This window comes from Tenacibaculum sp. (assembly GCF_050290165.1).
Classification (GTDB): Bacteria; Bacteroidota; Bacteroidia; order Flavobacteriales; family Flavobacteriaceae; genus Polaribacter.
Map to the genome: position 1 here is coordinate 140,463 of NZ_JBNKHD010000001.1, position 25,861 is coordinate 166,323.

Here is a 25,861-nt window from a genome sequence, read left to right on the forward strand (position 1 = left end):
TTACAAAGAAATAATTCCTTTTATAGCCTCTGCTTTTTTATAATATGAAATAACCTCGTCTGAACTTTTAACTGTTAAGTGTATAGATACACTCACATACTTTCCTGTTTTAGATTTTTTAGTATCAATAACCGCTCCCCCATCATTAAACAAATCTTGTACTTCTTGTACCTGGTTTCCATCAGTTGGAACAATAAATTTATATAAATACTTCGCAGGAAAAGTAGTCGTGTCTTCTAATTGTGATTTTAACTTTGCGTAAAAAGCTTCTCTATCTTGCATAACTCAATAATTACTATTTTTATTAAAACTCATCAAGAAAATGCCGAATACATTAATGATGAAGCACAAAATTACACTATATTATTATATTTATAACTTGAAACTTCTATTTTTGCCCCATGCAACAAAAAATAGTTTTAATAGGTGGTCCAGGCACAGGTAAATCCTCTATTTTAAGAGAATTTATCAAACGTGGATATGAATGTATGCCAGAGATTTCGAGAGAGGTTACCCTAAAAGCTCAAAAAGAAGGAATTGATCAACTTTTTCTAGAGCAACCTTTACTATTTAGTCAACTCTTATTAGAAGGAAGAGAACAACAATATATAGACGCGCATGAAAGTGACGCTGAAATTATCTTTTTTGACAGGGGTATTCCAGATGTACATGCTTATATGAATTACCTAGGGTCTGATTACCCTGATATTTTCATAGAAAAAAGCAACCAATACTTATATACAAAAGTATTTATGTGTTCACCTTGGGAAGCCATTTATAGATCTGATAACGAACGTTACGAGACGTTTGAACAATCAGTAAGAATTGACACTTTTTTAAAAGAAGCTTACGTAGAAATAGGTTATAATATAATTGATGTTCCTTTTGGGACGGTACATGAACGTTGCGATTTTATTTTACATGCATTAAAACACAATGTATGATACTGCACTTCAAATACTAAAACAATACTGGGGGTTCAACTCGTTTAGAGAGTCTCAACAAGAAATAATCACCGAAGTTTTAGGAGGAAACAATGTAGTTGCTCTACTTCCTACAGGAGGGGGTAAATCCATCTGTTTTCAAGTACCTGCATTAGTAACAAAAGGTGTTTGCATCGTTATTTCGCCTTTAATTGCTTTGATGCAAGATCAAGTAACCAATCTTACTAATAAAGGAATCAAAGCAACCTTAATTCCTTCAGGAAGTACACAAGATGAGATTATTACGCTTTTTGATAATGTTCGATTTGGAAACACTAAATTTTTATACCTTTCTCCTGAACGATTACAATCTCGTTTTATTCAAGAGAAAATTAAGCAATTAGACGTTAATTCGATTGCTATTGATGAAGCGCATTGTATTTCTGAATGGGGTCATGATTTTCGTCCGTCGTATCAAAATATTACTATTCTAAAAGAATTGCAACCTTTAGCTCCCATAATTGCTTTAACAGCTACTGCTACAAAGAAAGTAATTTCAGATATTGCAAGTTCACTTGAGTTGGAAAACCCAACTGTTTTTAAACAATCGTTTTATCGTAAAAATTTGGCGTATCAAATTTTTAAGACAGAAGACAAGCTTGGTAAACTGAATCAAATTTTCACAAAAACAAAAGCTCCTGCAATTGTATATGTGAATACACGCAGCAAAACAAAAGAAATCAGCAGTTACCTAAATGCACAAGGTTTTAAAAGTTCATTTTATCATGGCGGATTGTCTTCTGTAGAAAAAAAACTCGCTTTTGATAATTGGACGACAGAAAAAACACCAATTATTGTTGCTACCAACGCTTTTGGAATGGGAATTGACAAACCAAATGTTCGAGTAGTTGTACATATCAATTTGCCTTCTTCAATTGAAAATTACATTCAGGAAGCAGGTCGTGGTGGTCGTGACGGAAATAAATCTTTTTCTGTAGTATTGACAAATAACAGTGATATTACTCTAAGTAGTGAATTACTTAAAAAATCACTTCCTAGTGTTGATGAAATAAAAACTGTTCATCAAAAATTATATCAACACTTTCAAATTGCCAAAGGGGAATTAATTGAATCGGCTTTTGACTTCAACTTTTTGGATTTTTGTAGCAAATACAGTTTTATACCCAACAAAACCTTTAATGCGCTTCAAATACTAGCTAATAATGGAGTTATAGAACTCAATCATAATTTTCAACAAAAGTCTACCGTTCAGTTTTTAGCATCAAGTAAACAAGTAATTTCTCAAACTCATAAAAATACACAGCTTAAAAATTTTATTCAGCAAATTTTACGCTTGTATGGAGGAATTTTTGAAAATCCTGTGAAAATTGATGAATTCTATATCGCTAAAAAACTAGGCTCAACTTCTTGGTCTGTTATTACTATGCTAGAAAAATTAGCCCAAGAAGAACTGATTACATATGCAAAATCAACCAACAATGCTGAGCTTTTCTTTTTGCATCCGAGAGAAGATAATAAAACCATTAATCGCATTTCAATAACCATTCAGCAATACATCAAACAAAAAGAACAAAAAAACAACGATATACTTCAGTTTATCCAAAACGACGCAGTTTGTAGAAGTGTACAACTTCTCTCCTATTTTGATGAACACAATATTAAAAACTGTGGAATTTGTGATGTTTGTTTACAGAAAAAAACAAGAACTAGTGTAAATCAACAAGATCTATTATCTCTATTCAAAGATGGAAAAAGCTATACAGTTATCGAAATCTGCTCAGTTCTAAACGAAAAAGAAGCGAACATTTTAATACTTTTGCGTGAGCTACTTGCTGAAGAAAAAATACACACGAATAACAATAAATATTATTTGATATAAATGAGAGATTTACGCATAGTTTTTATGGGAACCCCAGATTTTGCTGCTACTATTTTACAACACTTAGTAGAGAATGGCTATAATGTTGTAGGAGTTATTACTGCAGCAGACAAACCTGCTGGTAGAGGGCGTAAACTTAATCAGTCTGCAGTTAAAAAGTATGCGTTATCTCAAAACTTACCTATTCTTCAACCAACAAATTTAAAAAGTGAAGAATTTCAAGAAGAATTAAAAAAATGGAACGCCAACTTACAAATAGTAGTGGCATTTAGAATGTTACCTAAATCGATTTGGGCAATGCCTGAATATGGCACTTTTAATTTACACGCTTCTTTATTACCGGAGTATCGTGGGGCTGCTCCTATTAACTGGGCTATTATAAATGGCGAAACCAAAACAGGTGTTACTACTTTCTTTATTGATGATAAGATTGACACAGGTGAAATCATCTTACAAAGTGAAGTAGACATTAAAGAAGATGAAGTTGTAGGTGAGTTACATGACAAACTTATGTATTTAGGAGCTAATCTAGTAGCTGAAACTGTCGATTTAATTGCTAAAGGTGATGTGGCAACCACCAAACAACCAGAATTAGAAGAAAAATCAGCTCCAAAACTGTACCCTGACAACTGTAAAATTGATTGGTCTAAACCATTACAAGATATTTATAATCATATTCGTGGATTAAACCCGTATCCTGCTGCTTGGACAACTATTATAAATGGAGAAGAGGAAGTTTCAGCTAAAATTTATGGAGTATCAAAAGAAAATACTGTACACTCTTTAGAATATGGAACAATCATTGCCTCTAAAAAAGAGTTAAAAGTAGCAGTTACAGATGGTTGCTTAAATATCCGTCAAATTAAAATTTCGGGTAAAAAATTAATGGATACTCAAAGTTTATTAAATGGTTACCAATTTGAAAAAGGTGCTAAAATGCTGTAGCCCTTTATTTATAAGGTTTTAACGTTTTCAACGAAAAAATAATTAAGGTTATTAACAATTCAGAGTAACTTATTAACAAAAGAGTGTTTTTTTAGGGGCAAATCTTGCACAATACCGCATTCCGTCTATATTTGTTGAGCTATTGAAGCAAAAAATATTAATTAATTTTTAAAATCTATTAAAATTATGAACAAATCAGATTTAATCGATGCGATGGCTGCTGATGCAGGAATTTCAAAAGCTGCTGCTAAAGCTGCATTAGATTCTTTAACTGCTAACGTAACTAAAACTTTAAAGAAAGGTGATAAAGTTGCTTTAGTTGGATGGGGAACTTGGTCTGTTTCTAAGAGAGCTGCTAGAACTGGTAGAAACCCTCAAACTGGAAAAGAAATCAAAATTGCTGCTAAAAACGTAGTTAAGTTTAAAGCTGGTGCTGGTTTAAGCGATTCAGTGAACTAATATTCTCCTCGAAACATATTAAAAACAGCATTTAGGCAACTAAATGCTGTTTTTTTATTCTTAAGTGTCACAAAAAATAGATGCCCATTGTCTATTAAATAGAACTTAAAACCTTTAAAAATGAAAAATATAATTACAGTTATCGGACTTCTATTTTGCTTCTCAACTGCTTTTGCACAAAAAACCGTTAACGCTTCTGACATTATGAGAGATGTAAAAAACGGAAAAGCAGTAGAAATTTCAAATGCAACCATTAAAGGAACATTAGACTTTACTTTCATGGAAGAAGCTCTACCTAAATTACCTACAAGAAAAAAATGGTGGAACGATGGCGGATCTAATACTATTGAGAAGCAAATCACAAATAAAGTTTCCTTTGTAAACTGTACTTTTGATGATGATGTATTAGCTTACATTCCTGATGAAAAAAGTGGATATACTTTTGTAGCTAATTTTGAAGATATGGTAGTATTTAGAGATTGTACTTTTGAACAAAAAGCTATGTTTAAATACTCTGATTTCGAAAAAAACACCGACTTTTCTGGCACAAAATTTAAAGGGGACTCTACTTTTAAGTATGCTAAATTCGATAGAGATATTTCATTTAAAAACACTTTATTTGAAGAGCCTTCAACTTTTAAATACGCCAATTTTAAGCGTTTTGTAAGTTTCGAAAATTCAGTTTTTAATGAGAGTGCTATTTTTAAGTATACCGAATTCAAAGACGGTGTGTCGTTTAGAAATGTAAAATTTGAAGAAGACTTAAATATTAAATATACTAAAGTATCTGGTGAGTTTGACATTACTGGTATGGAAGTAGCCTTTGATATTGACTCAAAATACACCAAAATAAACGGAAAAAGCTTTAATAAACACTTACTTAAAAAATAACTGTAAAAAACTTTTCTCTTAAACTATAAAGAACAAAACTCGGAATATTCATTCCGAGTTTTTGCTTATTCAATTTTTAAGTTGACTCTTGTTTTTAATTATACTAACTTAGCAATCAACTTCTTGCCCTCAAAAACAACTACAAATGGAGTCCAGAAACCATTTAAAAACGGGGTATATCCGAAAAACCAAACGAGTAGGAATTAAATTTTAAGATTATGCCAAAGTACGTTATTGAGCGAGAAATGTCAGGAGCTGGTGATTTAACTTCTGACCAATTAAAAGAAATTTCACAAACTTCTTGTGATGTTTTAGATGAACTAGGTCCAAAAATACAATGGGTACAAAGCTATGTAACTGATAATAAAATATACTGTATTTATAATGCTCCTAGCGAGTCAAAGATTCGTGAACATGCCGAAAAAGGTGGGTTCCCCATAAGTAAAATCAGTAAAGTTTCAACTATTATTGATCCTATTACCGCGGAATAAATTAAGTATATTAATTAAAATATTGTCCTTTTAATTTTATAAAAAAACTTTTCTAATAAAACTCGCAATAGTTATTGCGAGTTTTGTTTTTTAAGGTTTACTATATTTTTTAATACATTAGCTATCAAGTAAATAAAACTACAAATATTATCTTTCAACATACTATTTAAAAAATTTAATAATGAATTATTAATTCCTAAAAAATGAACACAAAACAAGTAAAAAAGACTATTGTAATTGTTGTATTGATAGTTATTGTTGTAGGTGGTAAACTTTATAAAAAACACCACCGTCAACAAATAATAGATGCTAAAATTACTGAACAAAATGAATGGGTTGTACAAACAGCTAAAGAGGTAAAGGAAAAAGAGTATAAAATGGTTGTTGAAAAAGCAAATAAAGAGCAAGATTCTATTGCAAAGAGTAAACAAGAAGCCCTTAAAGCCAAACAAAAACAATTACAAGAGACTTTAAAAAAAATAGAACAAGAACAAAACTCTAAATAAAAAACTCCGCTTTCAAGCGGAGTTTTTTTTATTATTCTTCCTCATCATTAAAAGAGGAATTCTTTTTTTCTTTCTTACTACCTTCGTACAATTCGTATTTTACAAAACGACAATCTAAATCGGCATTCTTTAATGGTATTCTTTTAGAAGTTCGTAATCCTACATGCTTTAACGCCTCAATATCTGACGTGATTAACCATGCTGTTGAATTCGGATAATTGTTCTTTAAGGTGTCTCCTATTTTTCTATAAAATTCCTCTACATCAATATTTAAACGTTCTCCATAAGGAGGGTTGAATAAAATTGTCGTTTTTCCAAAAACTTCTTTTTTAGAGTTGAAAAAATTTACATGATGCACCCCTATAAACTCATCTAAATTCGCATTGATAATATTCTGTTGTGCCTTTCTAACTGCTGACGGTGCCTTATCGAAACCCATAATTTTAAAGTGTGAGCTACGTATTTTCTTTAACAACGAATCTTGAATAATGAAATATAAATCTTCATCGTAATCGTTCCAATTTTCAAAGGCAAAGTGCTTACGGTTAATATTTGCAGGAATTTGATTTGCAATCATTGCTGCTTCAATCAAAATGGTTCCCGAACCACACATCGGATCAATAAAATTCTCTTCTCCTTTATAACCTGATAGTAAAATTAACCCTGCTGCCAATACCTCATTAATCGGCGCAATATTCGTAGCACTACGATATCCACGCTTGTGTAACGACTCACCAGAAGAATCCAACGAAATAGTTAACCATTCTTTATGAATGTGAACATGAATTTTTACATCTGGATATTTTAAATCTACATTCGGACGCTTTTTATACTTGTGCATAAAATAATCAGCAATAGCATCCTTCGATTTTAAACTGATATAATGTGAATTTGACGTAAAGTTTTTAGAATTCACGACAGCTCCAATAGCAAAAGTTCCATCTACATCTAAAAAACGTTCCCACTTTACACGTTGAATCGCTTCATATAAATCCTCTTCATCAAAAACTTTACTGCGTTTAATTGGTTTTAAGATACGAATAGCGGTACGCAATGCAATATTGGCTTTGTACATAAAACCTTTATCACCTTTAAAAGCAACACTTCTCACTCCTTCTTTCACTTCCATCGCTCCTAACTGACGTAATTCGTCTGCTAAAACACCTTCTAAACCTGCCATGGTAATGGCAGTCATTTTAAAATCTTTTTCCATGTAACTGTAAAATTTCACTGCAAAAGTACAGCTAATTTTGGGTTGTTATGAATCTTTTCCACTTTGAATATAAAAAACGTAAGTTTTACGTATTTTTGCAGACCTTAGAGTTATGAATACAAATACAGATTGGTTTACTTCTTGGTTTAATACGCCATACTATCATATTTTATATAAGCATAGAAATGATGCGGATGCACAGTTTTTTATGCGAAATATCACTTCTTTTTTACAATTACCAAAATTAAGCCGTATTGCTGATTTGCCATGCGGAAAAGGACGTCATGCAGTTTATCTAAACTTATTAGGCTATGATGTTGTGGGAGGGGATTTAAGTGAAAATAGTATCGCTTTTGCGAAACAATTTGAAAACGAAACATTGCATTTTGAAGTTTGGGATATGAGAAAACCCATTGAAAACAAATACGATGCTGTTTTCAACCTATTTACTAGTTTTGGTTATTTTGAAGATGACAATGAAGATATTGCTGTTTTAAAAAGTATTCAAAACGGGTTAAAAGAAAACGGAGTTTTTGTCTTGGATTTTTTAAATGTTGAAAAGGTAAAAAACACACTAATTAAAGAAGAAGTAAAAACTATTGACGATATTGAATTCCATATTCAAAAAGAAATTAAAGATGGTTTTATTTTAAAACACATTTCTTTTACTGCTGAAGGAAAATTACATTCCTATACTGAGCGCGTAAAATTTTTAACTTTAGAAAAGTTACAATCGTATTTTAAACAGGCAAACTTAACTATTGCACATGTTTTTGGCGATTATAACCTAAATGAATTCAATTCACAGTCATCTGACCGCTTAATTATAGTTGCTAAATGAGTTACATCTTATTGATTTTATCAGTTTTAATAGGTGCTATTTTAGTTTTTGTACTAAAGCCTAGTAATACCTTTGTTCGCTTATTATTAGCTTTTAGTGGTTCGTATTTACTTTCGGTAACCATTTTACATTTATTACCTGAAGTATATCATCATACTGATAACACAAAACAAGTAGGTATTTTAATATTGGTAGGAATTATTATTCAATCGATATTAGAATCGTTTTCTAAAGGAGCAGAACACGGGCATATTCACATACATTCAGATGCCTCTAAATTTCCTTGGTTATTGTTTGTAAGTTTGTGTATTCATGCTTTTTCTGAAGGATTGCCAATTCATCATGCTAATGACAATTTATTATGGGCTATTATTGTTCATAAAATTCCGATTGCTATCGTTTTGACTACATTTTTACTATTTGCAAAGTACTCAAAACAACATATCTTTTTGTTTTTAACCGTGTTTGCTTTGATGAGTCCTCTAGGAATTTTAGTTTCAGATAAAGCTCCAATCATTTCACAATATCACACAGAAATTACCGCATTGATTATTGGAGTGTTTTTACACATCTCAACTATTATTCTTTTTGAAAGTACCGAAAATCACAAGTTCAATTACAAAAAATTTGCAGCTATTATTTTAGGAGTGTTGTTAACTATCTTCTCTATGCACTAAATCTATCGAAAAGGCAGGTAAACAAACAGCTAAATATTCACAAGGTTCTGTAAACGGGTTAGAATATTGAATTCGAGTATTCTTTTCAATCTTGATAGATTGACCAGCTTCTAACACTACGATTTCACCATCAATATTGAATTGCTTTTTTCCTTTAATAATGTAAGTATACTCTTCAAATTTTGGGGTTTGAAAAGGCTCGCTCCATCCTGGAGGTGCAATCATATGGGCAATACTTACTTTTGAATTCCCATCCGTAGCATTTCCAAAATGCTCTTCTATCAATTTTCCATCTGTAGTTGGTACTACAAATGGAGCTTTTTGTATTGTATATTTTTTACTCATAATAATTATTCTTCATTTAGTAATTTATAATACTTTTCCCTATAAGCTTTATTATAATCTTGAATTATCACTTTCCCTGTTTTAAAATAAAAATAGATAGAATCACTCCCTTTCCCTTTCACTACAGAATCACCTACAGATATTTTTTTATATATAAAATTATCTACCTGCTCTTCATGATAACTATCTAAAACAACATATTTTCTTGCTCTACGGTAGTCTCCTTCCTTTCTTTTATCAATTACAATTCCTTTAAAATAAAGTTCTCTATTATTTTCATACCTTCTCTTATTACAATCTAAAGAATTAACTTGAAAATATCCTAAAAGCCCACATATAATGAATATTGGTATAAAAACTAAATATAGTTTACTACTAACTTGAATTTCTTGTTCTTTTAATTCTTCTTCAGAATAAAACATTTTTTACAAAAAAGCCGAAACAAATGTTTCGGCTTCGTATGTTTTAGTTAAACCAAATGGTAAATGATTTTATTTTTGCTAAGTCAGGAATTTGCTCTTTAGTAACTTTTTGTGTACTAAAATCTTTTAAACCTAAGTCTTCATTATCAATCGTAATGGTAGCGTTTAAATCATCGATAAATAAAGTTGCCGATGAAAACGATGATTCTACTTTACTTACTTTTGCATTTGCATTAATTTCTTGAAACGTAGATTTGATGTTTAATCCTGTTTTTGTTTTAAAACGATCATCAAAAACCTCAATACTTTTAATTGTTGAAGTAGAATCTAACTGTTCTTTTGGAGTTATCGTTAATAAGTGCTTACCTCCCTTTTCATATACTAAATACTGATCGTCTTCTTGAAAAAGGTTATTTCCCTTAGCTCCTTCACTTAAAATTTTAACAACTGAATCTTGCTTGAAAATATTATCAATCTCTTTTACGGTTGTTTTGGTTGTCAACTGTCCAACTTTTCCTTTCGCAATATCAAATTTACTGTTTCCACATTGCACAAACATTATTGACATTACAGCAATTGCTAAAGGTTTCATTAATTTTCTCATTGATCTTCTTTTATATTTAAAACGTCTATTCTTTCTATTTGTTATTTTATTACTTTTTTTAAGATTCCAAAGGCTGCTCTAATAAAAGTAGCGCTCGTTAATACTTTTACAACTGGATTCATACGAGTACTAGTGCGTGATGAAGAAGATTTTCTTCGTGTTTTCTCTTCTTCTTTTCTCTCTTCCTCTTTTTCTTGCTCCTTGTTGAGTTTTTCAATCTTTTCATTCAATAACTCATAAGCACTCTCTCTATCTATTGTATCATTATACTTCGGAATCAACCTCGAATTATCCAATACTTGCTTTATTTCTTTTTCTGTCAACACATCCATTCTACTCATTGGAGCTCGCAACATGGTTCTTGCCAATGGAGTTGGAATTCCTTTTTCATTCAATACAGAAACTAAAGCCTCTCCTATTCCTAACTGCGTTAATTCTTCTTTAGTATCGTAATATTCAGAATCTGGATAATTTTCTGCAGCTAATTTAATTGCTTTCCTGTCTTTCGCAGTAAATGCTCGTAAAGCATGCTGAATTTTCATTCCTAATTGTGCCAACACATCTTCTGGAACATCCTTTGGATTTTGAGTAACAAAATATAATCCTATTCCTTTTGAACGAATCAACTTCACGATACTTTCTATTTGGCTTAATAAAGCTTTTGATGCCTCGTCAAAAACCAAATGAGCTTCATCTATAAAAATGATTAATTCTGGTCGACCGCTATCACCTTGCTCAGGAAATGTTTCATATACCTCAGCTAATAACTGTAACATGAAGGTTGAAAATAACTTGGGTCTGTCTTGAATATCTGTTAAACGTAGTACAGAAATCACTCCACGTCCATTTTCATCGATGCGAGTTAAATCATCTACATCAAACGATTTTTCTCCAAAAAACAAATCTCCACCTTGCTGCTCTATTTCAACTACTTTTCTTAAAATAGCTCCTGTACTCGCTGTTGAAATTCGTCCGTATTCTTCTTGAACCTCTTCTTTACCTTCGTTCGTTATGTATTGAAGAATCTTTTTAAAATCTTTTAAATCCAGTAACGGTAACTGATGATCATCACAATACTTAAAAATGATTGCAACAATGCCCGATTGCGTTTCTGTCAAATCTAAAATTCGAGATAATAACACAGGTCCAAACTCAGAAACAGTAGCGCGTAAACGTACTCCATCTTGTTCTGAAATTGATAAGATTTCAATAGGAAATTTTGTTGGTGCAAACGGTATTCCAATTTTTTCGTGACGTTCATTTATTTTAACATGTCCAGGGCTCGGTTGTGCCAATCCACTTAAATCTCCTTTTACATCCATCAACAATACAGGGATTCCTTTTTCAGACATGTTCTCTGCCAATACCTGTAAGGTTTTAGTTTTTCCTGTCCCTGTAGCCCCAGCAATTAATCCGTGGCGATTTAATGTTTTTAAAGGAATATTTACCAAAGCATTGGTTACTGTTTCTTCACCTAACATTCCTGCTCCCAACGTAATAAACTCTCCTTTAGTTGTATACCCTTCGTTAATGTAATTGAAAAACTCTTCCGTTTTACTCATTCTTTTCGAACTTTTTTGTGATAAAAACACGTAAAAGTAACAAAAATCATCCATTAAATTTTAATGTTGCCTATCTTTGCACCCTTATGTTGATAAAAGAAGTACAAGAGTTAATTAATACGGGAGAAATGCTTCCGTTGATGGAGGAATTTTACACAATTCAAGGAGAAGGTGCGCATACTGGTACTGCTGCATATTTTATTCGTATTGGTGGTTGCGATGTTGGATGTCATTGGTGTGATGTGAAGGAAAGCTGGGATGCTAATTTACACCCTCCAACAAAAACAGACCTCATTGTTGAAAATGCAAAAAAACATGCTGAAACAGTTGTTATTACAGGCGGTGAGCCCTTAATGTGGAGTTTGGATTATATTACTAATAAACTTCAAGAAGAAGGAATCAAAACGCATATTGAAACTTCAGGAGCCTATGATTTTTCAGGAGTTTGGGATTGGTTTTGTTTATCTCCTAAAAAAACAAAATTACCTTTAGAGCGTGCTTACCAAGAAGCGGATGAATTGAAAATGATTATTCACAATAAAAATGATTTTCAGTTTGCAGAAGAACAAGCTGCCAAGGTTGGTAAAAATTGTAAGTTGTTTTTACAACCTGAGTGGAGCAAAAAAGAAAAAATGACTCCATTAATTATTGATTATGTGATGGAAAACCCTAAATGGAAAATTTCCTTACAAACACATAAGTATTTAAATATACCATAAACAAAAAGCAACCTAGTTTAGGTTGCTTTTTGTTTATGATTATATATTACTCAATAACAAACTAATTAGTTTGAAATACTTATTGCCTCTTTTATACTCTTATTCTTATTGAGTACTTCAAGCATACAATAAGCTACATCTGCACGAGAAATTTTAAGATTCAGCTTTTTAAAACTTCCATCAAATCCTTTTTTATAATTTTGGGTTATGCCCCCGTCTGTAAAAGCACTCGGTCTAACTATAGTATAGTTTAAATCACTGTTTAAAATATGTTGCTCTTGTAATTTATGGTCATGAAATGCTTTTTTAAGTAAAAATCCAAACATTATATGCTTCCAAATAAAATTAAGATTGTTATAACTATCTCCCATTCCAAGTGTTGTTTGACAAATTAGTCTTTTTACATTGGTCTTTTCCATAGCTTCTACAATATTTTTAGTTCCTATATCTCTTATTTCGCCTACTTTCCCATCTCCAATGGCACATAATACCGCTTCTTGATTTTGTACCGCTTTTTTTACACTCTCAGCATTGGCTATATCACCTTTAAATAATTGAAGGTTTGAAGATTTTTCAACTTGTAATTTATTAGGGTTTCTTACAAATGCTGTTACTTCATGCCCTTGCTTTAAAGCTTGCTTTACTATTTCCATTCCAACACTACCTGTTGCACCAAAAACTATAATTTTCATATGATATCTTTTTTAAATTCTATAAGACAAATATCAAATTATAAAAGGCTTTAACATTGTACAAAACCGTCAATCGGTCGTTTGAAGAAAATTAGCAAGTGCCGGTAAATATTGAAATTCTGACGGCGTTACTCCTGCATATTTTTTAAATGTTTTGATAAAATGCGATTGGTCTGAAAACCCATTTTCATAAGCAACATCTATCATTCGATTATTTTCATTGTCGGATATTTGAATCAATGAATTTTGGAATTGAATAATCTTACAAAAGATTTTTGGAGTTACCCCAATTTCTTTTACAAACCTCCTTTCAAGCGTTCTTTCAGTTAAAAAAAGTTTTTTTCGTAGTTCAGTAACGGTAATTTTCCCTTTACATTGAAGTACAATATTAATTGCTAATACAATTGATTTATCAGTATTTAAAGTACTTTTTTCAATAATATGAGTTAAGTATTTAGAAACAATTTTCACTTGTTCTTTTGTGTTATTCGTTTTATTCAAACACTCAACACTTCTTTGATTAATAGTTTCGGATAACTGTGTTAAATCATAACAATCATCGTTAAGTATTTTTGGTTCAACACCCAAAAGAATTCGAACTGCAGAGGGTAACATTTGAAACACAATCATCTTATATGCGCCTTCAACATATAACTCAATAGGGTTTATGGTTTGTCCATATAAAAAGAATTCTGAGAGCCTTTTGTTTTTGTGTTTTAAAAAAAGTCCATTTGAAGAAACGCAAAAGATAATTCCGGGATAACCATCAGCAAAAAAAGGTAAAGAGGTTTTAATTTTGGAGTCTTTTTCTTCAAAAACAAATATATCTTTCACATATGGTTTTATATCGTCGCTATATTTCTCTTTTCCTTTAAACACTTTTTTCTTCTCTTTTTAATTTAGAATAAATTTAACCGAATTTTATGTAAGAATGAAACTGGAAGAGCTACAATATGCATATAGCTTACTAACACCTAATACTCATTAGGTTCTATATGAATTAAAACATGCCCCAGATCTGGGAGTTTTTCTCTTAAATAATCTTTTAGTTTGTGTGCGATTTCATGTCCTTCTTTTACTGTAATATCACTATCAACTATAGCGTGTAAATCTACATGATATCGCATCCCTGCTTTACGAACAAAACATTTTTCTGTTCCTAAAACACCTTCTACCTCTAACGATTTTTCTCTTATTTCTTCTATTAAATCATCATATACATGTTCATCCATTACCTCTCCTAAGGCTGGTCTAAAAATCAAATAGCTATTATATAAAATAAAAGCAGAAGCAAATAAAGCAGCCCAATCGTCAGCTGTTTCATAGCCTTCTTTAAAAATAAGTGCTATAGAAATTCCAATAAATGCCATTACGGATGTAATTGCATCGCTTCTATGATGCCATGCATCCGCTCTAAGAGATGAACTATTGGTTTCTTTACTTTTTTTGATTACGATTTGGAATGATATTTCTTTCCATATGATGATTCCGCCTAACACAAGTAAAGTCCATGGTTCAGGAATCTTATGTGGGGTTTGAATATGTAGAATACTTTCATAGGCTATAACTGTTGCTGAAGTCACCAAAAATGCCACAACAATAAAAGTGATTAAAGGCTCTATTTTTCCATGTCCGTACGGATGATTTTTATCTGCTGGTCGCTTCGCATATGTTAACCCTAATAACACTAAAATAGAAGAAAAAACATCGGTTGTTGATTCAATAGCATCTGCAATAAGCGCGTACGAATTTCCAAAAAAACCAGCTAGTCCTTTTATAATGGCTAAACTAGCATTGCTTAAAACACTAAAATAAGTAGTTCGTATGGCAGATTGCTCTTTACTCATTAAATATAAGATGTTATATAACTTTTGGGCTACAACGAAAATACTTGAAAACCTTTGTATAATCAAAAAAAACTCGCCTAATAGGCGAGTTTTTGGATAATACATAAAAGAACTATCACTTTGTTAACAACAATTAATCATATAATAATTAAAAAGTTTAATTCCATCCACCACCTAAGGCTTTATATACTTTCACATTAGCCATTAATTGATCTCTTTTAGTTTCTATGATTTCAATTTTTGACTCCAATGCTTCTCTTTGAGTTAATAATACTTCGGTATACTCTGCTCTGGCCGATTTAAATAAACGAATTGAGAGTTCGATAGACTCGTTTAATGCTTCAACTTGTTGCTCTTTCAAACTATAACTGTATTTTAAGTTATCTATTTTTGAAAGTTCATTAGCTACTTCCAAATACGCATTTAAAATAGTTTTTTCGTACTCATACACAGCTTGTAACTGTCTATCATTAGCTGTTTTATATTCAGATTTTATAGCGTTTCTGTTAATTAATGGTCCCACAATATCACCTGCCAAAGAATACACTAATGACTCTGGTGTAGAAGTCAGAAATTTAGGTTTGAATGCTTGTAAACCTACACCTGCTTTAATACCAATGGACGGAAAGAAATTCGCCTTAGCTATTTTAGTATTCAATTTTGCCGCTGAAAGTTCATACTCAGCTTTTCTTAAATCAGGTCTGTTAAACAATAATTGCGATGGAATTCCTGCATGCACAGCTGCGATTGGTTTATCGATAAAATTATCAGAATCTCTTTCTATATGCTGTGGATATCTACCTACTAAAAAGTTAATTTTATTCTCAGTCTCAATTACTTTTTGCTGAATTTCGTATAAATGACTTTGGTTTTTTAACACACTTGCTTCAAACCTACGTACAGCTAACTCAGTAGTTCTTGCTGCCTGCTTTTGCAGTTTTACCATTTCTAGTGCATTTTTCTGAATTTCTAAGTTTTGAGAAACCATAGACAATTCATTATCTAATGCTTCTAGTTCATAATATGAATCTGCTATTTCTGAAACCAAATTAGTTACCATGAAGTTTTTTCCTTCAACAGTAGCTAAATACTCAAGCACAGCAGCTTTCTTCTCGTTACGTAATTTCTTCCAAACATCTAATTCCCAAGAGGCAGAAAGCCCTAAAGAAAAATTAGTTAAAGGCTCAGGAAATTTCTCGTCTTCAGTAATATTAAGATTCTCTTCAACTGCACCATCTCTGGTATATTTTCCTGCTTTTTCTAATTCTGCTCCTGCATATGCATTCACAAAAGGTAAATACTCTCCTTTTTTAGCTTTAATATTGTTTTTAGAAACCGCTACTTGTTGTAGCATAATGTTCAATTCCTGATTATTCTTTAAAGCCAAATCTATCAATGAAACTAGATGTGGATCTGAGAAAAATTCACGCCATTGAACATTTGCTGTATTTAATGTGTCAGTAGGTTGGTTTTTAAAATTTTCTGGAACCTCTTTATTTTCTTCTCTCAAAACTTGAGTAGGCACACAAGAATAAAAAACCAAGATGGTGAGCACACCTAAAAGGTGTGCTTTGGTTATTTTTAATGAATTTCTTCGATTAATTTTCATCATTTTGTCTTTTAATTATTTTTTTTAGAAGCTTTTTAATTTCCGCCATTTTAGCTCTTGTTTTGCTACTTTCTACTTCATTTATTCTCATAAATTCTTCAGAAACTGGTTCAATAGCTTCATCTTTAATTAAACTCTTACCATCACTCATTTTAGCAAAGATGTAGTACAGTCCCGGAATAATCAATACTCCAAAAACAGTTCCTACAAGCATTCCTCCTAAAGCAGAACCTCCAATGGTTCTGTTACCTATTGCTCCAGCTCCATGAGCTATTACTAACGGAACCAAACCTGCTATAAATGCGAACGAGGTCATTAAAATAGGTCTGAATCGCTCTTTAGCACCTTCAATGGCTGCTTCAAAGATTGTTGCTCCTTGGCTGCGTTTTAATACTGCAAACTCCACAATTAATACCGCATTCTTACCCAATAAACCAACCAACATGATAATTCCAATTTGTGCATATACGTCGTTGGCTAATCCCATTAATTTTAAAAGGGTGAACGATCCATACACCCCTACAGGAAGTGAAAGAATTACTGCTAAAGGCAATAAAAAACTCTCATACTGAGCTGCTAATACAAAATACACAAAAGCTAAAACAATAATAAAAATGTAAACTGACTCGTTACCTCTACCAGCTTCATCATAAGTAAGTCCTTCCCAAGCTATATCATACCCTCTTGGTAACTCTTTAACTGCAACTTCTTTGATTGCATTAATAGCATCACCACTTGTGTATCCTGATGCTGGTAAACCTCTAATAGCTGCAGAGTTATATAAGTTATAACGCGTAATCTCATTAGGGCCTAACTTTTTCTCTAAACTCATAAAAGCAGAATAAGGTACCATTTCTCCTTCCTCATTCTTAACATAGAGTTTTTCTAAATCAGAAGGAATTCTTCTGTATTCAGGTGCCGCTTGTGTATACACTTTAAAGAATCTACCAAATCGAATAAAACCTTGTTCATAGGTACTACCTATTAAAACATTTAAGTTTTCCATCGCTTTACCAATAGTAACTCCTTTTTGCATGGCTTTTTTATTATCAATCTTCAATTCATATTGAGGATAATTAGCCGAATAAAAAGTAAACAACCCTGTTAACTCTTTTCGTTTAGATAATGCTTCCATGAATTTGTTATTGATTCGTTCAAACTCATGATAATCTGTTGAATTGGTTTTATCTAATAATCGCATAGAAAACCCTCCTGAAGAACCAAAACCAGGTACTGCAGGTGGTTCAAAATACTCTATAACTGCTCCTAGGTCTTTCGTCTCCTCCTCTAATTCTTCCATAATTTCATGAACTGAATGATGACGCTCTGACCATGGTTTCAAGTTAATTAAACAAGTACCTGCGTTTGAACCTCTACCTTCTGTCATGATTTCATATCCTGCCAACGATGAAACAGACTCAACTCCTTCGGTTTCTTCACATATTTGTTGTAGTTTTCTTGCTACTTCATTAGTACGTTCTAATGTAGCTCCAGGAGGTGTTTGAATAATTGCATAGATCATTCCTTGATCTTCGTTAGGTATAAAACCTGCAGGCAATGTTTTATTAGTTATAAATATACCTACACAGAAAGCTAATAAAATTCCAAATGTTAATACTCTTCGTGCTACAATTCTGTTCAACACTTTAATGTACTTTCCTGTAAGCTTTTCAAACCCTTTATTAAACCAGTCAATAAACTTATCTACTATTGATTTTTTTCTATCCTTTCCATGGTTATTTTTTAGCATCATGGCACACAACACTGGTGTTAATGTAAGTGCTACAACTGCTGAAATGATAATTGAACCTGCCATTGTTATAGAGAACTGTCGATAGAAAACCCCCACAGGTCCTGTCATAAAAGAAATAGGTATAAATACAGAAACCATTACTAAAGTAATTGCAAGAATAGCTCCTCCTATTTCTCCAAGTGCTGCTTTAGAAGCTTGATAAGGAGTAAGATGTTCTTGCTCCATCTTTAAATGGACGGCTTCTACTACAACAATTGCATCATCAACTACAATACCTATCGCCAATACTAATGCAAATAATGTGATTAAGTTAATAGAAAGTCCAAATAATTGCATTACAAAAAAAGCTCCAATCAATGAAACAGGTACTGCTATAATTGGTATTAACGTCGATCTCCAATCCCCTAAAAACAAAAACACTACTACAGCTACTAATATAAAAGCATCTCTAAGAGTATGTAACACTTGTTCTATAGAAGCATCTAAAAAGTTAGAAACATCATAACTAATTTGAAAATCAATTCCCGGTGGTAAATCAGCTTTTAACTCTTCTAATTTTTCTTTTACTGATTTTATTACATCACTACCATTACTTCCAAATGTTTGTTTTAAAACGATTGAGGCAGATGGATGACCGTCTAAGTTTGAGTAAATATCAAAAAACTCACTTCCTAACTCTACTTCTGCAATATCTCTTAGTCTTAAAATTTCTCCTTCTTCATTGGCTCGGATAATAATATCTTTATATTGATCTGGCTCATTGTATCTGTTTTGATACGTTAATACGTATTCTAATGACTGCGAGGTTATTCCAGAACTTCTACCCAATCTACCAGGTCTTGCAAGAATACTTTGGTCTTCCATCGCTTCTAAAACTTCTTCAGCAGAAATATTATAAGCTCTCATTCTATCTGGTTTTAACCAAACTCTCATTGCAAATTTTCTACTTCCTAAAATTTTAGCACTAGCAATACCATTAATACGTTGAATTTCTGGTATCATTTTGGTGTATGCATAATTGTAAAGGAATTTTTCATCATTATTCTTCTCTTTACTAAAAAGGTTTACATACATTAACATACTTGGTTGTACTGGAGTAATAATTACTCCCTCTCGCTGTACTAATTCAGGTAATAGAGGCATTACTTGATCTACCCTTGTTTTTACCCTTACAACTGCCTGGTTAGGATCTGTACCTGGTTCAAAGATTATACGTAAGGTTCCTTCTCCTGCACTTGTAGCATCAGATGCTATATATCGCATTCCTTGAACTCCATTTATTGAAGTTTCTAAAGGAATTAATGTAGAATTCACTAGTACATCCGCACTCGCTCCTGGGTAAGCGATAAAAATATTTACCGTTGTAGGTGCAATTTGTGGAAATTGTGAAATGGGTAACTGTTTTATCGCTAACAGTCCAGTAAAAACAATAATTATCGAAATAACAATTGCTAGTACAGGTCTTTTTATAAATTGACTAAACATGTTTGTTGAATTTAATTTTTATTTACTCTGCATATAAGTCTAGACCAGACATCACCGTACCTGGTTCTTCAAACTCAACATTTATTTTTTGCTGATCTTTTACCATTCGGATTCCTTCTAACAATATTCTATCGCTTTCCGTTAATCCTTTTCCTACTAAAAATAAATGTGGCAATTCTGCTTCTACTGTAATCTCTCTTTGAGTTACCTTATTATCTTTACCTACAACAAAAACATATTTTTTATCTAGTACTTCAAAAGTTGCTTTTTGAGGAATAATTAAAGCCCCTTCATAAGGAACTTTCATTAAAATACTTCCAGTCTCACCATGTCTTAATATTCCATCTGGATTAGGGAAAGTAGCTCTAAAGGCAATGTTTCCTGTTTCGTTATTAAACTCTCCTTCAATTGTTTCAACTATTCCTTTTTGGTTGAATTCTTTATTATTAGCCATTAAAAGGGTTACTTCTTTTTTCTTTCCTTTATCTTGGCTCATGATGTAATCTAAATACTCAGTTTCTGGAACATTAAAATACACCCACATTTTACTGTTATCTGACAAAGTTGTTAGTAACTCTCCTTCATCCAACAAACTACCATTTCTCACATGCAAATGGTCCATTATACCATCAAATGGAGCTCGTATACTTGTAAAACCTAAATGAGTTTTTGCTAACACAACTTCTGCTTTTGCTTTTTCGAAATTTGCTTTTGCCAAAGCCAATTCGTTTTCAGAAACTACATTACCTTCTGCCAATAATTGTGTATTCTTATACTCTATTTCAGCTGCATTAGCTTCTGCTGTAGCTTTTTGTAAATCGGCTTGGTAAACATTAGGAGAAATTTGGAACATTAACTGCCCTTTCTTTACATGTTGACCTTCATCAACAAATACTTTTTGTAAATATCCTTTTTCTAGAGCTCTTAATTCTATATGTTGAATAGAATGTATTTGACTCACATAATCTTTTGTAATTGATGTATCTTTTTTAATTGGGTTGGTTACAAGAAACTTTGTTTCGTCATGCTTAGTTTCTTTTTTTGTTTCGCAACTAATGTGAATTAATAGCGCACACATGCTCATGAAAATGAAGCTTTTTTTCATTTTTTGTATTTATTTAAAAAATTAGTGAAATGGATAATCGCTCCTTCAAAGGATGATTAACCAAAGGTTTAAATTAAAATTCTTAAAATTTTAGGATGTAAATAGACAGACCTAGGTAAGATAATTAGGTCTTAAGAGGTAAATCAAATTATAAAAACTTCAAACTTTACATGTAACTTTAAAGTTAAGCTTGAAGAAAGCTTTTTAATGCGTTGTGTTTTTTCTTTAATTAAACAACGTTGTTCTTCAAAAAACTGTGCATGTAAAAGTGCTGAAAAATATCCTCCTAATAGTGGTGAGTACATTTTATTTTCATCCTCATCTTGAGTCTTATCTTCAATTTCATTTACTTCAAGAAACTTCTCTGTATTAGACTCTGGATAAAATTTATTGTATACTCCTTCGCTTGTGTTTTGAGCAATAGTAGGAACTTCTATACAAGTAGATTCTGAAGTTAGCGTATAGATGTTCTTCTCAAAGGAGTTCTGATCTGCATACGTAAAAGTGACTCCTTTCAGTAAAAATATTAATAGAAAAAAATATTTATTAAATATATTACTCATTTCAGCTGGCAAAATTATGTATATATATTAACATAGCAAACAAATCTTTTATCTAAATATTTTTAACATAAAAAAACTCGCCAATTGGCGAGTTTTATACTTTTAACTTGGGCTGCTTATTTTCTAGTCTTTAAACACTCCCATGTTTGAAAACTTATCCATACGTTGAGCAACTAAATCTTCTTGAGATAAATCTTTCAACTCTTTATAAGCTTCTAAAATTTGTTTTTGTACTGCATTAAAAGCTCCTTCTCTATCAGAGTGTGCTCCTCCAATTGGCTCTTTTATAATGCCGTCAACTATCTTTAATTTTAAACCATCTTCTGCAGTTAATTTTAAAGCTTCTGCTGCTCTTTCTTTTTCTGACCAGCTACGCCATAAAATTGAAGAACAGTTTTCTGGTGATATAACCGAATACCAAGAGTTTTCTAACATATAAACTCTATCTCCTACTCCAATCCCTAAAGCTCCACCTGATGCTCCTTCTCCAATAATTATTGTAATTATTGGAGTTTTTAAATAGGTCATTTCAAAAATGTTTCGAGCAATAGCTTCACCTTGTCCACGCTCTTCGGCTTCTAAACCTGGATAAGCTCCTGGAGTGTCTACAAAAGTTACTACAGGAATTCCAAATTTTTCAGCCATACGCATTAAACGTAATGCTTTACGGTACCCTTCAGGATTTGCCATTCCAAAATTACGATACTGACGTGTTTTAGTGTTGTATCCTTTTTGTTGGCCAATAAACATAAATGATTGGTCTCCAATTTTACCTAAACCACCAATCATCGCCTTATCATCTTTTACACTACGATCACCGTGTAATTCCATAAAAGTATCTCCACAAAGTGCTTTGATATAATCTAATGTATACGGGCGGTTCGGATGACGAGATAACTGTACACGTTGCCATGCAGTTAAGTTTTTGTATATATCTTTTTTAGCTTTTTCTAGCTTTTCTTCAATTTTCTTACATGTTTCAGTAACATCAACTTCACTTTCCTTTCCTATATCAAAACATTTTGCCAATTGATCTTCTAATTCTTTAATTGGCATTTCAAAATCTAAATATTCCATTGTTGTATATAGTTTGATTTTCTAATTTTCTAGTTAGTCGTTTGTAAAGGCAAACATACTAAAAATTTATACAGCTTGCCTTGATACACTTTCTTAAAATACTATTTTTTCTTGATTTTATTTTTTATTGAAGTGGCGTTTTTTAAAATTCCATTAAGTAACACCACCAATAAAACTACAAGAGCTCCGTAATAAAACCCTGCATTCATTTGTTCTTTTTCTCCAAAAACTATTAATGCTAAAACGATAGCATATACAGGTTCTAAATTAATAGTTAACATTACCGTATAGGGGGTTAAATATCTCATTACATGTACAGATGCTATGAATGCATAGGCAGTACAAATACTACTTAATACAAACAGATATATCCAATCAGTTAATTGTAATTGAAAAAATTCTAATGAGAATTGTTGTGTAAATAGTAAGTAAAGTGTTACTCCTAATACCCCAAATAATAATTGATAAAATGAAATGACTTCTGCTTTATGTTTTTTTATGTATAATCCATTTAACACTGCAAATAAAGCAGACAAAAAAGCGGAAATTAAGGCATAGATAATTCCTAAAGTATATTGACTTTCAAAATTGAATATGATGTATAAGCCAACGATAACTAATAACCCTAGAATTATCTCGATCAACTTTATTCTTCTTTTAAAAAAGAAAGGTTCTATTAATGAAGCAAAAAATGCTCCTGTACTCATAGTAACTAAAGCTACAGAAACATTAGAAACTTTAATAGCTTTAAAAAAGGTAATCCAGTGTATAGCTATGATTATTCCTGAAATAGCAAACTTGATTAAAGACTTTTCTTCAACCTTAAAAGACTTCTTTTTGATGACAAAATAGAAAGCTATAAAAATTACAGCTAATAACATGCGGTACCAAACTAACGGAACTGCATCAATAGATATTAGCGCTCCAAGTATTGCTGTAAAACCCCAAATAAAAACGATTAAATGTAGGTGCAGGTAGTTTTTAAGTTTTTCTCCTTGCATTGATATATAGATAAATAGCATATAACCCAAAAACAATATTTGGTACCCAAACATTCAATAAGGCATTTGCACCAGCCACTGCTCCTAATACTTCTGCTACTTTTAAAAAGAATACATAAATAAACATTACAGAAATACCTATGGCCAAATTAACACCTATACCTCCTCTTGCTTTTTTATGAGCTAAACCTACAGCTATTAAGGTTAGTATATAACAAGCAATAGGTAAACTTGTGCGTTTGTATAGTTCAACTAAATAAGCATTTAGGTTTTTGATTCCTCTTTTTCTAGAAACCTCTATAAATTTAATTAACTCAGGGGAACTCATTTCCTGAGCCATAATATTTTTATAATTAAAGTCGCTAGGTGTAAAGGTAAAAGTAGTGTCTAAACTTTTACCTGAAGAAATACTATCCCTTTCTTTAAATATTTTACGTTTTTTCCAAGTATATAGCTTAAAAATACTGTCTTTTTCATTCCAGTTTATATTATCTGCTGTAAGCTTACTTTTTAGTTCAATACCATCATATAAGTCAATGGAAAAATTGTACCCTGAATTTCGTTTCAAATCAAAATTCTGAATATACATATAAGTACTATCATTTAGCTGTAAACTGAATTCTCTTATTGATGTGTCGGCGTATTTTTTCTTTTTTAAATATTCCTTTTCAAATGCCTTTCTTGTTTTGCTACTCGATGGCACAAAGAAATGATTCATCGATAGTGCCACCAAACATACAATTGATGCTCCTATAAAATATGGATACAAAAATCTAGTAAACGACACTTGTGCACTATTAATTGCTACAATTTCTGTATTACTGGCTAGTTTTGAGGTAAACAAAATAACAGCAATAAACAATGCTAATGGCATAAATGTATTAGCATAGTAAATGATAAAGTTTTTATAGTAATCGTTAGCGATTTCAAAAAAAGTTAAGTTTTCATGGCGTAAAAACTTATCTATTTTTTCAGCAATATCAATAGCTACTGCAATAGGTATTAAAATTAATAAGGTGAACAAAAAAGTTACCAAATAACGTTTTAATATGTACCAATCAAGAATTTTCAAAAAATCTTAGTTTTATATTAAAATTTACAAACGTTTGTCCATTTGTTTCACCATTTTGTCTTTCCATGTAGCAAAATCACCTGCTAAAATATGCTTACGTGCTTCACGTACTAACCATAAATAGAATCCTAAATTATGAATAGAGGCTATTTGTTTACCTAACATTTCTCTTGAGGCAAATAAATGACGTAAATAAGCTTTAGAATACATAGTATCTACCCATGTAATTCCCATTTCGTCAATTGGAGAAAAATCATTTTCCCACTTTTTATTTTTAATGTTAATGCTACCATGTGCCGTAAACAACATTCCATTTCGGGCATTACGTGTGGGCATTACACAGTCGAACATATCTACTCCTAAAGCAATATTCTCTAAAATATTAATAGGTGTTCCTACTCCCATTAAATAACGTGGCTTATCTTCTGGTAAAATTGCTGTTACCACTTCGGTCATTGCATACATTTCCTCAGCTGGCTCTCCAACAGACAAACCTCCAATAGCATTTCCTTCCGCTCCTACTGAAGCAATAAATTCAGCTGATTGCTTACGGAGATCGGTATATGTACTTCCTTGTACAATTGGAAATAATGTTTGATTATACCCATACTTTGGTGGAACTTTTTCTAGGTGATTTACACAACGTTTTAACCAACGATGTGTCATATGCATTGATTGTTTTGCATACGAATAATCACACGGATATGGTGTACATTCATCAAAAGCCATAATAATATCAGCCCCAATAGAACGTTGAATTTCCATTACATTTTCTGGCGTAAAGAAATGTAAAGAACCATCAATATGACTTTTAAACTTTACTCCTTCTTCATTAATCTTTCTTCTTCCTGATAACGAATACACTTGGTACCCTCCACTATCAGTTAAAATATTACGATCCCAGTTCATAAACTTATGTAATCCACCTGCTTGTTCTAAGATTGATGTCTGCGGACGCAAGTATAAATGGTATGTATTTCCTAAAATTATATCAGGATTAACTTCATCTTTTAATTCAGATTGATGTACTCCTTTAACAGTAGCTACTGTACCTACAGGCATAAAAATAGGAGTTTCGATAGTTCCGTGGTCAGTGGTAATAACACCTGCACGCGCTTTACTTTTGGGGTCGGTTATTTTTAAGTCAAATTGCATAAGT

At 31.8% G+C, this 25,861-nt stretch carries 27 protein-coding genes; 10 read left to right on the forward strand and 17 right to left on the reverse strand.

From position 1 onward, the window contains the following. Positions 1-282: a DUF493 family protein gene (locus tag ACQY6M_RS00635; protein ID WP_428742764.1), complete on the reverse strand. Its 282-nt coding sequence runs from the start codon at positions 280-282 to the stop codon at positions 1-3. A gap of 119 nt (positions 283-401) precedes the next feature. Here ACQY6M_RS00635 and ACQY6M_RS00640 point away from each other — a divergent pair, with 119 nt between their 5' ends. From ACQY6M_RS00640 to ACQY6M_RS00670, 7 genes are all read left to right on the forward strand, one after another. Then, positions 402-944, forward strand: a complete 543-nt coding sequence (locus ACQY6M_RS00640) for an AAA family ATPase (RefSeq protein ID WP_428742765.1) — start codon at positions 402-404, stop codon at positions 942-944. Further along, entirely contained in the window at positions 937-2,823 is a 1,887-nt protein-coding gene (locus tag ACQY6M_RS00645) for a RecQ family ATP-dependent DNA helicase (RefSeq protein ID WP_428742766.1), read from the forward strand. The genes ACQY6M_RS00640 and ACQY6M_RS00645 overlap by 8 nt, the downstream gene beginning before the upstream one ends. Continuing rightward, positions 2,824-3,768, forward strand: coding sequence for a methionyl-tRNA formyltransferase (gene fmt / locus ACQY6M_RS00650; RefSeq protein ID WP_428742767.1), 945 nt, complete (start codon positions 2,824-2,826; stop codon positions 3,766-3,768). Positions 3,769-3,954: 186 nt separating this feature from the next. Then, on the forward strand, positions 3,955-4,227 hold the full coding sequence (locus ACQY6M_RS00655; protein ID WP_133534361.1) for an HU family DNA-binding protein: 273 nt from the start codon (positions 3,955-3,957) through the stop codon (positions 4,225-4,227). A 120-nt stretch (positions 4,228-4,347) separates the two neighbouring features. Then, positions 4,348-5,118 carry a pentapeptide repeat-containing protein gene (locus ACQY6M_RS00660; protein ID WP_428742768.1) on the forward strand — a complete coding sequence of 257 codons (771 nt, stop codon included), beginning with the start codon at positions 4,348-4,350 and terminating at the stop codon, positions 5,116-5,118. A 218-nt stretch (positions 5,119-5,336) separates the two neighbouring features. After that, positions 5,337-5,609 carry a DUF4242 domain-containing protein gene (locus ACQY6M_RS00665; RefSeq protein ID WP_428742769.1) on the forward strand — a complete coding sequence of 91 codons (273 nt, stop codon included), beginning with the start codon at positions 5,337-5,339 and terminating at the stop codon, positions 5,607-5,609. Between the two features lie 203 nt (positions 5,610-5,812). Continuing rightward, positions 5,813-6,115: a hypothetical protein gene (locus ACQY6M_RS00670; RefSeq protein WP_428742770.1), complete on the forward strand. Its 303-nt coding sequence runs from the start codon at positions 5,813-5,815 to the stop codon at positions 6,113-6,115. A 31-nt stretch (positions 6,116-6,146) separates the two neighbouring features. Here the strand turns inward: ACQY6M_RS00670 and ACQY6M_RS00675 are convergent, their stop codons facing one another. Next, complete coding sequence (locus tag ACQY6M_RS00675) at positions 6,147-7,328, reverse strand: THUMP domain-containing class I SAM-dependent RNA methyltransferase (protein WP_428742771.1); 1,182 nt, start codon at positions 7,326-7,328, stop codon at positions 6,147-6,149. Between the two features lie 112 nt (positions 7,329-7,440). On the opposite strand from ACQY6M_RS00675, the gene ACQY6M_RS00680 reads away from it, so the two are divergent. Together ACQY6M_RS00680 and ACQY6M_RS00685 are read left to right on the forward strand one after the other, a co-directional pair. After that, complete coding sequence (locus ACQY6M_RS00680) at positions 7,441-8,169, forward strand: class I SAM-dependent methyltransferase (protein WP_428742772.1); 729 nt, start codon at positions 7,441-7,443, stop codon at positions 8,167-8,169. Beyond that, the gene (locus ACQY6M_RS00685) at positions 8,166-8,846 is read left to right on the forward strand and encodes a ZIP family metal transporter (RefSeq protein ID WP_428742773.1); all 681 of its coding nucleotides are present in this window, start codon (positions 8,166-8,168) and stop codon (positions 8,844-8,846) included. Before ACQY6M_RS00680 ends, ACQY6M_RS00685 begins: the two co-directional genes overlap by 4 nt. Here ACQY6M_RS00685 and ACQY6M_RS00690 read toward each other — a convergent pair. The 4 genes from ACQY6M_RS00690 to ACQY6M_RS00705 are packed head-to-tail and all read right to left on the reverse strand — an operon-like array spanning position 8,823 to position 11,779. Next, positions 8,823-9,191, reverse strand: a complete 369-nt coding sequence (locus tag ACQY6M_RS00690; RefSeq protein ID WP_428742774.1) for a cupin domain-containing protein — start codon at positions 9,189-9,191, stop codon at positions 8,823-8,825. The two genes, ACQY6M_RS00685 and ACQY6M_RS00690, sit on opposite strands and share 24 nt — an antisense overlap. 5 nt (positions 9,192-9,196) lie before the next feature. Continuing rightward, complete coding sequence (locus tag ACQY6M_RS00695; RefSeq protein ID WP_428742775.1) at positions 9,197-9,613, reverse strand: hypothetical protein; 417 nt, start codon at positions 9,611-9,613, stop codon at positions 9,197-9,199. 43 nt (positions 9,614-9,656) lie between these two features. Beyond that, the gene (locus ACQY6M_RS00700) at positions 9,657-10,217 is read right to left on the reverse strand and encodes a hypothetical protein (RefSeq protein WP_428742776.1); all 561 of its coding nucleotides are present in this window, start codon (positions 10,215-10,217) and stop codon (positions 9,657-9,659) included. Between the two features lie 41 nt (positions 10,218-10,258). Continuing rightward, the gene (locus ACQY6M_RS00705) at positions 10,259-11,779 is read right to left on the reverse strand and encodes a helicase HerA-like domain-containing protein (RefSeq protein ID WP_428742777.1); all 1,521 of its coding nucleotides are present in this window, start codon (positions 11,777-11,779) and stop codon (positions 10,259-10,261) included. An 86-nt stretch (positions 11,780-11,865) separates the two neighbouring features. Between ACQY6M_RS00705 and ACQY6M_RS00710 the strand changes: the two genes are divergently transcribed. Beyond that, a complete protein-coding gene (locus tag ACQY6M_RS00710) occupies positions 11,866-12,498 on the forward strand; it encodes a 7-carboxy-7-deazaguanine synthase QueE (RefSeq protein WP_428742778.1) in 633 nt (210 codons plus the stop codon). A gap of 65 nt (positions 12,499-12,563) precedes the next feature. Here ACQY6M_RS00710 and ACQY6M_RS00715 read toward each other — a convergent pair whose 3' ends face one another. The 11 genes from ACQY6M_RS00715 to tgt all read right to left on the reverse strand — a co-directional run bounded on the left by ACQY6M_RS00715 (position 12,564) and on the right by tgt (position 25,857). Beyond that, on the reverse strand, positions 12,564-13,190 hold the full coding sequence (locus ACQY6M_RS00715) for an NAD(P)-dependent oxidoreductase (protein ID WP_428742779.1): 627 nt from the start codon (positions 13,188-13,190) through the stop codon (positions 12,564-12,566). Between the two features lie 69 nt (positions 13,191-13,259). Further along, a complete protein-coding gene (locus ACQY6M_RS00720; protein ID WP_428742780.1) occupies positions 13,260-14,069 on the reverse strand; it encodes a helix-turn-helix domain-containing protein in 810 nt (269 codons plus the stop codon). A 95-nt stretch (positions 14,070-14,164) separates the two neighbouring features. Further along, positions 14,165-15,037 (reverse strand): cation diffusion facilitator family transporter, encoded by an 873-nt coding sequence (locus ACQY6M_RS00725; protein ID WP_428742781.1) that lies wholly within the window; start codon positions 15,035-15,037, stop codon positions 14,165-14,167. A 157-nt stretch (positions 15,038-15,194) separates the two neighbouring features. Beyond that, positions 15,195-16,649, reverse strand: coding sequence for a TolC family protein (locus ACQY6M_RS00730; RefSeq protein ID WP_428742782.1), 1,455 nt, complete (start codon positions 16,647-16,649; stop codon positions 15,195-15,197). Further along, entirely contained in the window at positions 16,636-19,884 is a 3,249-nt protein-coding gene (locus ACQY6M_RS00735; RefSeq protein ID WP_428742783.1) for an efflux RND transporter permease subunit, read from the reverse strand. Before ACQY6M_RS00735 ends, ACQY6M_RS00730 begins: the two co-directional genes overlap by 14 nt. Before the next feature lie 22 nt (positions 19,885-19,906). Further along, on the reverse strand, positions 19,907-20,989 hold the full coding sequence (locus ACQY6M_RS00740) for an efflux RND transporter periplasmic adaptor subunit (RefSeq protein WP_428742784.1): 1,083 nt from the start codon (positions 20,987-20,989) through the stop codon (positions 19,907-19,909). 143 nt (positions 20,990-21,132) lie between these two features. After that, positions 21,133-21,552: a hypothetical protein gene (locus tag ACQY6M_RS00745; RefSeq protein WP_428742785.1), complete on the reverse strand. Its 420-nt coding sequence runs from the start codon at positions 21,550-21,552 to the stop codon at positions 21,133-21,135. A 123-nt stretch (positions 21,553-21,675) separates the two neighbouring features. Beyond that, on the reverse strand, positions 21,676-22,629 hold the full coding sequence (locus tag ACQY6M_RS00750; protein WP_428742786.1) for an acetyl-CoA carboxylase carboxyltransferase subunit alpha: 954 nt from the start codon (positions 22,627-22,629) through the stop codon (positions 21,676-21,678). 101 nt (positions 22,630-22,730) lie between these two features. After that, positions 22,731-23,630, reverse strand: coding sequence for a DMT family transporter (locus ACQY6M_RS00755; RefSeq protein WP_428742787.1), 900 nt, complete (start codon positions 23,628-23,630; stop codon positions 22,731-22,733). Beyond that, positions 23,611-24,702, reverse strand: coding sequence for an LptF/LptG family permease (locus ACQY6M_RS00760; RefSeq protein WP_428742788.1), 1,092 nt, complete (start codon positions 24,700-24,702; stop codon positions 23,611-23,613). The genes ACQY6M_RS00755 and ACQY6M_RS00760 overlap by 20 nt, the downstream gene beginning before the upstream one ends. Positions 24,703-24,726: 24 nt before the next feature. Next, positions 24,727-25,857 carry a tRNA guanosine(34) transglycosylase Tgt gene (tgt, locus tag ACQY6M_RS00765; protein WP_428742999.1) on the reverse strand — a complete coding sequence of 377 codons (1,131 nt, stop codon included), beginning with the start codon at positions 25,855-25,857 and terminating at the stop codon, positions 24,727-24,729. Positions 25,858-25,861 lie beyond the last annotated feature (4 nt).

Coding starts and splice junctions, on each gene's coding strand:
- ACQY6M_RS00635 (WP_428742764.1), bottom strand. CDS start 282: ATGCAAGATAGAGAAGCTTTTTACGCAAAGTTAAAATCACAATTAGAA.
- ACQY6M_RS00640 (WP_428742765.1), top strand. CDS start 402: ATGCAACAAAAAATAGTTTTAATAGGTGGTCCAGGCACAGGTAAATCC.
- ACQY6M_RS00645 (WP_428742766.1), top strand. CDS start 937: ATGTATGATACTGCACTTCAAATACTAAAACAATACTGGGGGTTCAAC.
- fmt (WP_428742767.1), top strand. CDS start 2,824: ATGAGAGATTTACGCATAGTTTTTATGGGAACCCCAGATTTTGCTGCT.
- ACQY6M_RS00655 (WP_133534361.1), top strand. CDS start 3,955: ATGAACAAATCAGATTTAATCGATGCGATGGCTGCTGATGCAGGAATT.
- ACQY6M_RS00660 (WP_428742768.1), top strand. CDS start 4,348: ATGAAAAATATAATTACAGTTATCGGACTTCTATTTTGCTTCTCAACT.
- ACQY6M_RS00665 (WP_428742769.1), top strand. CDS start 5,337: ATGCCAAAGTACGTTATTGAGCGAGAAATGTCAGGAGCTGGTGATTTA.
- ACQY6M_RS00670 (WP_428742770.1), top strand. CDS start 5,813: ATGAACACAAAACAAGTAAAAAAGACTATTGTAATTGTTGTATTGATA.
- ACQY6M_RS00675 (WP_428742771.1), bottom strand. CDS start 7,328: ATGGAAAAAGATTTTAAAATGACTGCCATTACCATGGCAGGTTTAGAA.
- ACQY6M_RS00680 (WP_428742772.1), top strand. CDS start 7,441: ATGAATACAAATACAGATTGGTTTACTTCTTGGTTTAATACGCCATAC.
- ACQY6M_RS00685 (WP_428742773.1), top strand. CDS start 8,166: ATGAGTTACATCTTATTGATTTTATCAGTTTTAATAGGTGCTATTTTA.
- ACQY6M_RS00690 (WP_428742774.1), bottom strand. CDS start 9,191: ATGAGTAAAAAATATACAATACAAAAAGCTCCATTTGTAGTACCAACT.
- ACQY6M_RS00695 (WP_428742775.1), bottom strand. CDS start 9,613: ATGTTTTATTCTGAAGAAGAATTAAAAGAACAAGAAATTCAAGTTAGT.
- ACQY6M_RS00700 (WP_428742776.1), bottom strand. CDS start 10,217: ATGAGAAAATTAATGAAACCTTTAGCAATTGCTGTAATGTCAATAATG.
- ACQY6M_RS00705 (WP_428742777.1), bottom strand. CDS start 11,779: ATGAGTAAAACGGAAGAGTTTTTCAATTACATTAACGAAGGGTATACA.
- ACQY6M_RS00710 (WP_428742778.1), top strand. CDS start 11,866: ATGTTGATAAAAGAAGTACAAGAGTTAATTAATACGGGAGAAATGCTT.
- ACQY6M_RS00715 (WP_428742779.1), bottom strand. CDS start 13,190: ATGAAAATTATAGTTTTTGGTGCAACAGGTAGTGTTGGAATGGAAATA.
- ACQY6M_RS00725 (WP_428742781.1), bottom strand. CDS start 15,037: ATGAGTAAAGAGCAATCTGCCATACGAACTACTTATTTTAGTGTTTTA.
- ACQY6M_RS00730 (WP_428742782.1), bottom strand. CDS start 16,649: ATGATGAAAATTAATCGAAGAAATTCATTAAAAATAACCAAAGCACAC.
- ACQY6M_RS00735 (WP_428742783.1), bottom strand. CDS start 19,884: ATGTTTAGTCAATTTATAAAAAGACCTGTACTAGCAATTGTTATTTCG.
- ACQY6M_RS00740 (WP_428742784.1), bottom strand. CDS start 20,989: ATGAAAAAAAGCTTCATTTTCATGAGCATGTGTGCGCTATTAATTCAC.
- ACQY6M_RS00745 (WP_428742785.1), bottom strand. CDS start 21,552: ATGAGTAATATATTTAATAAATATTTTTTTCTATTAATATTTTTACTG.
- ACQY6M_RS00750 (WP_428742786.1), bottom strand. CDS start 22,629: ATGGAATATTTAGATTTTGAAATGCCAATTAAAGAATTAGAAGATCAA.
- ACQY6M_RS00755 (WP_428742787.1), bottom strand. CDS start 23,630: ATGCAAGGAGAAAAACTTAAAAACTACCTGCACCTACATTTAATCGTT.
- tgt (WP_428742999.1), bottom strand. CDS start 25,857: ATGCAATTTGACTTAAAAATAACCGACCCCAAAAGTAAAGCGCGTGCA.